Below are 9781 nucleotides of genomic sequence, written 5' to 3' on the forward strand. Positions count from 1 at the left end.
CAGACCAGACATAATACGAATTGAGCCTGCGCCGATGGAATGAATAACCGCTAAATTCTACATATTTTTAACAGTTATCTTCACGATCCATCAATGTGGAAAATGGTGTTATATCCCTCGACGGGCGCAACGCCTGTCGGCAGATCTCTCCCATCCCCTGGAGCAGATCTCGGAGCGGAAACTACTCCCCAAGTTTCCGTTCCCTGGCCCCGCCGACCTCCCCCTGGTCTGCGGGGCTTTTTATTTCCGGCCTGCAATTATTTTGCTACGCAACATAACCGGTTCATCGTATTGCACGATTCACCGGTGGCGCTGGGAATCACAAATTTAAATAGGCCTACTAAACTCGATTAATCAACACAGCGTTTCATTGGCGCTATGTTTTTTAATTGAGCGATTCAACCGAGCCAGTCGCGTGGGACCAAGTAGTCCATCAGCCGTGCCTCGGCGCTGCCCGGTTCCGGTGTGAATCCGTATTCCCAACGCACCCGCGGCGGCAAGCTCATCAGGATGCTTTCGGCGCGCCCGCCGCTCTGCAGGCCGAACAGGGTGCCGCGGTCGTAGACCAGGTTGAACTCTACGTAGCGGCCGCGACGGTAGAGCTGGAACTCGCGCTCACGCTCGCCATACGGCGTGTCCTTGCGGCGCTCGACGATTGGCAGGTAGGCATCCAGAAAGCCATCGCCAACCGCGCGCTGATAGGCGAAATCGCGTTCGAAGTCCTTGTCCAGGTCGTCGAAGAACAGCCCGCCCACGCCACGCGTCTCGTTGCGGTGGCGCAGGAAGAAGTATTCGTCGCACCAGCGCTTGTGCGCGGCATAGCGTTCTTCGCCAAATGGGGCGCACAGCGTCTGCGCGGTGCGGTGCCAATGCAGCACGTCTTCGTCGACCGGGTAGAACGGGGTCAGATCGAAGCCGCCGCCGAACCAGGCCGCCACCACGTCGCCATCGCGCTCGGCGCGGAAGTAGCGCACGTTGGCGTGGGTGGTGGGGATGTGCGGATTGTGCGGATGGAACACCAGCGAGACGCCGCAGGCGCGCCAGGTCGCTCCGGCCAGCTCGGGCCGATGCGCACTGGCCGAAGGCGGCAGGCGCGAGCCGGACACATCCGAAAAGCCGATGCCGGCCTGCTCGAACACTGCGCCATCGCGCAGGATGCGGGTGCGTCCACCGCCGCCTTCTTCGCGCTGCCACAGGTCTTCGGCAAAACGCGCGCTGCCATCGATGGCTTCCACGGCAGCGCAGATACGGTCCTGCAGGCCGGTCAAATAATCGCGTACACGGTCGAATTCGTTCATGCCACGATTCTAAGCGGTGCATCCTGGTTCGTGCATCGGGGCGAACGCGCCCGTTTGTCGCATGGCGAGGCAATGCTTCGCTTGGGCAGCTAGCGGACGGGCACGGGGGCCCGACCAACCAGGCTGCTGACCTGTGCTCTTGCGCTCCATCTCAACGTTGTTACGACCCGAGATCTCGGTTGTCTTGGAGTGGTTGAGCAGCGCGGATAGATCAGTTGTAGAGCGGCTGATCTGCCGATTTGCTGCAGGGCCCTTGCCCGCCCACCCTCGCGGGACACGCCGCAAGTACGTCCGTGTAGGCTCTTACGCGGCATCCATGCCGCGTAAGGTCCCGCGACGGTGGGCGGGCAAGGACCAGTGGAGATGGTCGGTGTGCATGGTGCAAGCAGTGCATGACGTGCGTCGTTTGAGTAACGGCGCACCCGATCAGCTTTGCAACGCAGCGCGATCAATAGGCAGGCTTTCAACAAGGCAACCTAAAACTTTCTGGTGCGGTGCCCTTACCGCTTGCGGCGTGTCCCGCAAGCGGTGAGGGCATCGCGCCCTCGACGCGACTGACACGCCCCTCGAAGCTGTCCACGCAGATCAAACGCAGCGAACGATCACGCCAAGCGCGATGCAGCAAATTCAGCGCGCACGGCCGGCGTACACAGCCGCCAAGCCAGCGCCGCGTGAATGCAGCCGAGTGCCACGACGCCCGCGCCGGTCAGCAGCAATGCGAGTTGGCGCGTCGCCTGCAGGCGCGCCTGCAATTCCGGCCACTCCGGGCTGTGCAGCACATCGGCGGGCAGCATGGCCTGCACACCCTCGAACAACGGCCCGATCAGCGCCAAGCCGCCGAAATTGAGTAGCCCTGTCACCAGCAACACCGCCACGAACCCGACCCGCGCCCACTCGCGTCGCTGCAGCAACGCCCAGCTGAGCCACGCAAACGCGGCCGATAGCACTGCCCCCGCAATCGACAACGACAGTGCATGATCGATCAGCCACTGCCACGACGGCGGCAGTGTCATGCCGTCGGGCAATCCCATCGACCTCGCGTCCGGCATGATCGCGATCATCATGATCTGCAGCAGATTGCCCATCGCGCTGACCAGCCCGAGCAGCAACGACACCCATGCCAGCGGCGTGACAAAGCCGCCATGCGACCGCGATGACGGTGGCAGCGGTGCGTTCATTGCAGCGAGGCGATATGTGCGGCCACCGCAGCCTGGCCATCAGGATCCAGCGATGGCTGCAGTTGCGCGTACCAACCCGGCAGCGCATCGGCCGGCAGGCACTCGCGCAACAACGGCGTGCTGCGCTCAAGGAATGCTTCGAAAAACGGTAGCCCGCGCACGTAGAGGAAATGGCTGTCGGTGATCGACATTCCTGCGTACGCCTCGCGCAACCATTCCAGATGCGGCAACGCGTGCGCACCGTGGCCGGCGCGGGTCAACGCGGTGAGGAAGCTGGTGCGTGCGGTGGCCGGTGAGGTGGAGCGCTCCTGCGCATTCAAATCATCGAAGGTCAGCAGCCACTGCTCGCCACGATCGATCTCGTTGCACATCACCGAGGTGGTCGCCAACTGCAGCGCGTTGTGTGCGGTGGGCTCCAGCTCGTACAGCGCCAGCCAGTGCGGGTACGCCTCGCGATAGCGGTCCAGCGCGCTCAATGCCAATGCACACAACCGCTGCGCATCGGCGCCCAGGTGCAGCTGTGCCTGCGCGGCGTTGTAGGCGCCCACCTGATCGCCGCGCTGGAACAGGGTCAGCGCTGGCAACAATGCCGGGTCGATCTCGGCTTCGGTTTCCGTGTCGTCGGCTGCGGTGGCCGGCGCCACGGTCGGTTCGGCTCGTGGCATCTTTGCCGCCGGGGTCTTGCGTCCAAACAATCGGTCCCACAGGCCCATCGCGATTACCTTCTTCGCGCCGGTCGGTAAATGGATAGCCGCTGCGGTGCCGGCGGCGCTCCGGTCGGGCGGCAGACCGATGCAGAGGGGAGCGCGATGCGCCAGCGATCTGCCGATCCTGCGTCAAGCTTAGAGCCAGTTGCGTACGTGGAGGTGAGTGCCAGGCACGTTGTTGCGGGGCGATGCGTACGCGACACCACGCGTGCAACGCGTGCAACGCGCGCTACCTGCTGCTTGCCGCAAGATCCGGATGCTGCTGCATGACATGTCATCGTCCGGGCGACGCATCACGCATCGCCCGGCTGCAATCGCATGCCTTACGGCTTCACCTGCTCATTGAACAGTTTGAGGATGCGCTTGTATTCGTCCAGCCACGAATCGGCACGCGTAAAACCGTGGCGTTCCAGCGGATACGGTGCCACCTGCCAGTTGTCCTTGTGCAGCTCAACCAGTTTCTGGGTCATGTCGACCGAGTCCTTGAAGAACACGTTGTCGTCGATCATGCCGTGTGCAATCAGTAAATGGTCCTGCAGCCCGTCTGCGTAGTTGATCGGCGAGGAGGTCTTGTAGGCCTGCGGATCGAGCTCGGGGGTGTTGAGGATATTGGAGGTGTAGTCGTGGTTGTACTGCATCCAGTCGCCCACCGGCCGCAGCGCTGCGCCGGCCTTGAAGGTGCCGGGGCTGCGGAACAGCGCCATGTAGGTCATGAAGCCGCCGTACGAGCCGCCGTAGATGCCGGCGCGTGCACGGTCGCCTTGCTTGGTGGCGACCAGCCAGTCCAGGCCGTCCAGATAATCCTCCAGCTCCGGATGCCCCATGTTGCGGTAGATCGCGGTGCGCCAGTCGCGGCCGTAGCCTTCCGATGCGCGGTAATCCAGGTCCAGCACGATGTAGCCCTGCTGCACCAGCAGGTTGTGGAACATCTGCTCGCGGAAATACGGTGTGTAGCGTTGAGAGACGTTTTGCAGATATCCCGCTCCGTGCACGAACATCACGATCGGATACTGCTTGCCGGGCTCGGGATTCTGCGGGCCGTAGTACTTGCCCCAGACCGTGCCGGCGCCGTGTTTGGACGGCACCTGCACGTACTGCGGTGCGATCCACGGCTGCGCCTTGAAGGCCGACGTGCGCGTGTCGGTGAGCACCGTGGCCTGACCGCCCGCCGCCGGCACCACCGCCAACTGCGGCGGCAGATAGGCGCCGGAGTAGCGCACCAGCACCTGCTGCCCATTCGGCGACAGGCTGAAGCCTTCCACACCGTTCAAGGCTGTCACTTCGGTGAGCTGGTCGGTGCGCAGATCCAGCTTGCACACCTCGTAATCGCCCGGCCATTTCTGGTTGCACAGGAAGAACATGCCGCTGCCATCGGCGCTGGGCACCGGCATCGACACTTCCCACTTGCCACGCGTGCGCTGGCGCGGCTTGCCGTTGCCTTCCACCGTGTACAGCTGCGAATAGCCGGATTCTTCGGACAGCAGCCACAGCGTGCGGTTGTCGGGCAGCCAGCCGAAATCGTTGAAGTCCCAGTTGATCCAGGCGCTATCGCTCAGACGATGACGCGGCTGCAGCTTGGCGTTGGCTAGGTCCACGCTGGCGATCCAGCGGTCCTTGTTGTCCGCTGCGCGAATCTCCACCGCCACATTGCGGCCGTCATCGCTCCAATGCACCGCCGGCCCGCTGCCATCGCCGTCGCTTTCCACACGCACGGCGCGGTTGCCCTTGAGCGCATCGCGCTTGGCAGCCTTGCGCAGCGCCGCCAGCGGGTCGGTGGCAATGCCTGGCAGCGTGTCGAACGACAATGGTTTTGCCGTGCCGGCGCTGACATCGACCAACCACAACGCATGCGGCACCGGGGCATTGCGACCGACGCGGGTGCGCACTTCCTGGAATTCTTCGTAGCCGGATTCGGTCACGTACTTGGGCATCTTGCCGGCCTGGCCTTCGTCGGCATTCTTGGCCTGGGTGACCACCAACAGATGGCGGCCGTCCGGCGACAACGCGCTGTCGACGATCTCCACCTCATCGCCCAGATACACCGGTGCAGTGGCACGCGTGGCGTCGGCGCGACGCCAGGTGTCTTCCTGTGTGCGCAGCGCTTCGCGCTGCTCGCGGTCGCGGCGCAGCGTGGCCAGCGTGGCCAGTTGCTGCTCGCGCAACACATCGGCCTTGGGCGCGGCATCGGGATCGCGTTCGGCCTTGACCACCGCCACCTGCGCGGTGCCGCCATCGGCGCGCCAGTGATACCAGTTGTTGCCCGCACGCCAGATCGCACCGCCGTCGCTGGCGAATTGCGGACGCGATTCGACCTCGTTGCTGCGGGTCAGCTGGGTCAGCGCGCCCGAGCGCAGATCACGCAAAAAAATGTCGCCATTGCGCGCGAACAGCATGCGCTGGCGCGTCGCGTCGTAGCTGGGGTTGGCCGCATCCAGACCGGCGCGGGCGTTGTCGGCCACGCGTTCTGCCGCTGCACCGCCGGTGCCCTGGCGATAGGTGTCGCGCACCGGGCTGCCCTCGCGTTTGAGCAGGTATTGCACCTGTTTTCCATCCCACTGCCACCAGGCCTGATCGACCGACGGCCCGATCCAGTCCGGGTCGGCCATTACCTGTTCGATGGTGAGCGGTGCGGCGGACTGCGCGTGCGCAGTGACAGCCAGCAATAACAAGGACAGCGGCAACAATCTGGGCATCGGAAACGACTGGACGCAACGAAAGAGCGGCCAAGCCTAGCAGCTCGCTTCGACCGGGGGCTTGGGCCACAGGTCATGCGCGGGGTGGGTGGTGGAGTGTGTCGTCGAAGCGGCGGGGTCTGTGCCAGTGGCGAGCTCGACCAGATGCGCCCTGACGGTAAATGCGCAGTCCACGCACGGCAGCACGCGCGACCTGGCCGATCTCACCGCATCACTTTCAATATCAGTTTCAATGCATTCCACCTCGCGATGCGCAGCTGCCACAACGCCAAGGGTGCTTTAAGCACGCCAGCTGCGACGTTGCGAACATCCGGCACTGCGGCGTAGCCACAAACCCTGCGACTTGCCAGCAGCCCAGGTGGCGGCCAAGCTAGCGCGCTTTTGCGACTGTCGGTTCACATGTCCAGCCTGCCCGCCTTTGTTGTCTCCCACCCGATGGCCGTTGGCGCGCCCGGCCGGCCGTTGGCCTGGCGGGCAGGGCAGTCGGTGGATCTGGCGACCTTCATCGCGCACGTGCACGGCCTGGCGCAGCAGCTGCCGGACGGCCGCCATGCGGTGAATCTGTGCGAAGACCGCTACCGTTTCATGGTCGCCTTCTACGCCTGCGCGCTGCGCGGCCAGGTGTCGCTGCTGCCGTCGTCGCGCGCACCGGCAGTGGTCGGCGAAGTGCAGGCGCGCCACGCCGATGCGTATTGTCTGGGCGATCTTGCCTTGGAGCTGGCACCGCCGCGCTACTGGCAATTGCCGGCAGAGTTGCCGCAGGCCGATGGCCCGATGCCGCAACTGGCAGACGATGCCCTGGTGGCGATTGGTTTTACCTCCGGCAGCACCGGCAGCCCGCAACCGAATCCCAAGACCTGGGGCAGTTTTTTGACCAGCACGCGCCAGGATCTGGTCGCGCTGGAGAGCCTGTGGGCGCACACCGATGCGGTGCCGCACGTGGTGGCCACGGTGCCGCCGCAGCATATGTACGGCATGGAATTGTCGGTACTGCTGCCGATGGTGACCACGCTGGCCGTGCATGCCGGGCGGCCGTTCTTCCCCGACGACGTGGCGCATGCGCTGGCGGAAATTCCGGAGCCGCGCCTGTTGGTGACCACACCGGTGCACCTGCGTGCGCTGGTCGAATCGGGCGTGCAGTTGCCACCGCTGGCCGGCATCGTCTCGGCCACCGCACCGTTGGCGCAGGACATCGCCGCAGCGGCCGAAGCACGCTTTGGCGGCGAAGTGCGCGAGATGTTCGGTTCCACCGAAACCTGCGTCTTCGCCGTGCGGCGCACCGCACTGGAAGCGGCGTGGACCCCGCTGCCCGGCGTACGCCTGGAAACACAGGCCGCCGGCACGCTGGTGCACGCACCGCATCTGGCAACGCCGGTGCTGCTGGCCGACATGATGGACGTGGCCGCAGACGGCCGCTTCCAGGTGCGCGGGCGTCAGGCGGATCTGCTGGAAATCGCCGGCAAACGCGCCTCGCTGGCCGACCTCACCCGCCGCCTGCTCGCCATTCCCGGCGTGATCGACGGCACCATCGTGCAGCTCACACCGGATCCCGGGCAGGCCGTCGGCCGCATCGCCGCACTGGTGGTCGCCCCAACCCTGGACGAAGCGCAGATCCTCGCCGCCCTGCGCATCAGCGTCGACCCGGTGTTTCTCCCACGCCGCCTGCGCAAACTCCCCGCATTGCCACGCAACGAAACCGGCAAGCTGCCGCGCGATGTCGTTTTAGGCTTGCTCAACGGCTGAGCGACGGCCGCATACATGCCTTAGCCGCGATGTGCATGCGTGTCGGGCAATTTTATTGGGGGCTTCACCTCAGGATCGCAGATAAGTTCAAGAACTTAAGACAGCAACGTCTGTTATCGCTGATTGGCCGACAGTAGGGAATCTGTTGAGCTTGCTTACGTTATCTAATTTGCGAATTTTGCATCGCAGGTTTCTACCGCTACAGAGAAAATTCGCCTCAAGGAGGCCAAGGCCTCGAAAATTTGGGTTCGCGGTAGAGAACAACTTGCATAAGGCAAGATGTATGATTGTCGAAACAATAGGGGGGCTACTCATGGCAAGCGCCGTCAATCTAGCTAAGCTGCGTGAGGTTATTTCCGAAAATCTTCGAGTTCAAACAGGAACCGAAACCGACTACATCGCTGTGGGCACGGCAATGCAGGACGCGCGGATGAGGCAGAATCATACTGTTTTTGCCAGGCGTGGCTGTGGTAAGACGTTATTGCTACATAGCTCCGCGCGGAAGCTTCCCGAAGGTTACGTCGCTATCTATCTCAATTGTGAAGACTTCAAGCGGCATTCGTTTCCGAATGTCTTAATCGAGATCTTAGTTTCGATCTTTCGCGAGCTTGAACGGAATCTGGTTGCGTGGTTCGGCAAGAAGAAGCTCGCGAAAGAGAAAGTCAAAGAGATTATTAAAACCCTTGTCAATCTCCGTGTGGCTGCCGACACGCATGATGAAGATGTTCGACGGAAAAGGGTAGAAGAAAACGCGTCGGAAGCAAGCGCAGGCTTAAAGACGAATGTTGCAAGGCTCGATGGCGCCATCAAAGTAAGAGAAGTCGATGAGGTGGAGCGCTCCTTTAAAGTTCATCGGGAAAAGCTTGAGCAACTCGATAGGTGGCTTCCGGAATTGAAGCAAAACATTCGGGATGTTTTTGCTTTATCTCAACGCGTGACGACACTGCTGATCCAGATTGACGATCTTTATCACCTAAAGCGTGCTGACCAAGCATTTGTTGTCGACTATATACATCGGCTCTGTAAAGATCTTCCACTTTTCTTCAAAATCGCAACGCTGCGGCATGCCTCTACCTTATATCTAGATAGGGATGGGCAGCCTATAGGTGCACAAGAACGGCACGACTATCAGCCAATAAATATCGACTACACGTTTGACGACTTCGCAAAGACTTCAAAACAGAATTTGGCGATTCTTGAGCACTTTGGTGATCGAGTGGGAATGTCAAAAGCTGAGATCAGTGGGCTATTCAAAGGCGAGGGTTTTGACCGTTTGGTCATGGCTGGCGGAGGTGTTCCACGTGATGTCCTTTCACTTTTCCTTGAGCTCTTGAATTCTGTTGTGGTTGAAGGGAAAGCGAAAATTGGTAAGGACGAAGTTAGGCAGCTCGCGCGTGTCAATTTTGAGCAAAAAATTCAAGAATTAAAGCATGACAGCAAAGAAGACGAGCAGGACGAACTTATTAAGGGGATCTACGTGATCCGCCATTTCTGTCTGGAAAAGAGAAGTAATATATTCCTAATTGAAGAGCGACATCTCCAACAGCGCGATTCATGGCGTGCGTTGGTCTATAGGCTTTTGGACTATCGCATTATTCATAGCTGCGCTACGGCCCTGACGCATAAATCTACGGATGGAAATTACCATGCATTCGCGGTAGACCTCGGCTGCTATGCACACATGCGAAAGCTTGAGGGGCGCTTCACAGAAATAGATATGTCGAACAAGGATGCTAAGGATCTTATGCGATCAGCGCCGATCTTGGACCACGCTACTTTGCAACATCTGTTGAGCGAAGTGCCACAGAACGCTGAGGCCCTGCTGCTTGCTCACGACGACGACTAGGCTTTTAGATGATGGCTTGTTAGGGCCTGTTAACACATCCGAAGCCAATCAACGACTAGGACGAAGCTGAGGAATCCAAGGAACATGACATCCAGCTTGTCGAAGCGCGAGAAAATCCGGCGGTAGCCTTTCAAGCGACGGAACAGTCTCTCCACTTCGTTGCGCCGCTTGTACATCTGCCGGTTGTACTCCCAAGGCTCGACCCGATTGGATTTCGGCGGGACCACCGGCACGAAGCCAAGATCGAGCGCTAACTGGCGGGTTTCGTTGCCTTCGTAAGCACGGTCCATCAACAAATGAATCGGCCGCTCCACTG

At 61.2% G+C, this 9781-nt stretch carries 7 protein-coding genes; 2 read left to right on the forward strand and 5 right to left on the reverse strand.

Annotated features, from left to right (window positions below; genetic code table 11):
• Nucleotides 1–398 precede the first annotated feature (398 nt).
• The 4 genes from hemF to ABS769_RS18475 form a co-directional block, all read right to left on the reverse strand.
• Nucleotides 399–1298 (reverse strand): oxygen-dependent coproporphyrinogen oxidase, encoded by a 900-nt coding sequence (hemF, locus tag ABS769_RS18460; RefSeq protein ID WP_023905610.1) that lies wholly within the window; start codon nt 1296–1298, stop codon nt 399–401.
• Nucleotides 1299–1900: 602 nt separating this feature from the next.
• On the reverse strand, nt 1901–2476 hold the full coding sequence (locus ABS769_RS18465; protein ID WP_317062744.1) for a hypothetical protein: 576 nt from the start codon (nt 2474–2476) through the stop codon (nt 1901–1903).
• Nucleotides 2473–3189, reverse strand: coding sequence for a hypothetical protein (locus tag ABS769_RS18470; protein ID WP_317062745.1), 717 nt, complete (start codon nt 3187–3189; stop codon nt 2473–2475). The genes ABS769_RS18465 and ABS769_RS18470 overlap by 4 nt, the downstream gene beginning before the upstream one ends.
• Nucleotides 3190–3506: 317 nt before the next feature.
• A complete protein-coding gene (locus ABS769_RS18475) occupies nt 3507–5867 on the reverse strand; it encodes a S9 family peptidase (protein ID WP_317062747.1) in 2361 nt (786 codons plus the stop codon).
• A gap of 408 nt (nt 5868–6275) precedes the next feature.
• Here ABS769_RS18475 and ABS769_RS18480 point away from each other — a divergent pair, with 408 nt between their 5' ends.
• Together ABS769_RS18480 and ABS769_RS18485 are read left to right on the forward strand one after the other, a co-directional pair.
• Nucleotides 6276–7619: an AMP-binding protein gene (locus ABS769_RS18480; RefSeq protein ID WP_176341506.1), complete on the forward strand. Its 1344-nt coding sequence runs from the start codon at nt 6276–6278 to the stop codon at nt 7617–7619.
• A gap of 283 nt (nt 7620–7902) precedes the next feature.
• Nucleotides 7903–9465: a hypothetical protein gene (locus ABS769_RS18485; RefSeq protein WP_317062746.1), complete on the forward strand. Its 1563-nt coding sequence runs from the start codon at nt 7903–7905 to the stop codon at nt 9463–9465.
• A gap of 29 nt (nt 9466–9494) precedes the next feature.
• Here ABS769_RS18485 and ABS769_RS18490 read toward each other — a convergent pair.
• The coding region (locus ABS769_RS18490; RefSeq protein WP_317060523.1) for a transposase at nt 9495–9781 on the reverse strand (287 nt) is incomplete at its 5' end.

The sequence above is a fragment of the Xanthomonas hortorum genome, assembly GCF_040279205.1.
GTDB lineage: Bacteria > Pseudomonadota > Gammaproteobacteria > Xanthomonadales > Xanthomonadaceae > Xanthomonas > Xanthomonas hortorum_F.